This is a genomic window from Devosia elaeis, assembly GCF_001650025.1.
Classification (GTDB): Bacteria; Pseudomonadota; Alphaproteobacteria; order Rhizobiales; family Devosiaceae; genus Devosia; species Devosia elaeis.
On sequence record NZ_LVVY01000027.1, the window covers coordinates 1 to 308 of the forward strand.

The 308-nt window shown below is 62.0% G+C and carries 1 protein-coding gene; it reads left to right on the forward strand.

Features of this window, described 5'->3' with window-relative positions; genetic code table 11:
* Positions 1-308: phosphomethylpyrimidine synthase ThiC (locus A3840_RS01515; RefSeq protein ID WP_205633322.1), on the forward strand; the 308-nt coding region annotated here is incomplete at both ends.

A 308-nucleotide genomic window follows, 5' to 3' on the forward strand; every position in this document is an offset into this window, starting at 1 on the left:
CTGACCACCGATATTGCGCCGGGCTATGACCACATCACCTCGGCTATCGGCGCCGGCATGATCGGCTGGTTCGGTACGGCCATGCTCTGCTACGTAACGCCCAAGGAACATCTGGGCCTGCCCAATCGCGATGACGTCAAGACCGGCGTCATCACCTACAAGATCGCGGCGCATGCGGCCGATCTGGCCAAGGGACATCCGGCGGCGCAGTTGCGTGACGATGCGCTGTCAAAGGCCCGGTTTGAATTCCGCTGGGAAGACCAGTTCAACCTTTCGCTCGACCCCGATACGGCGCGCAGCTTCCACGA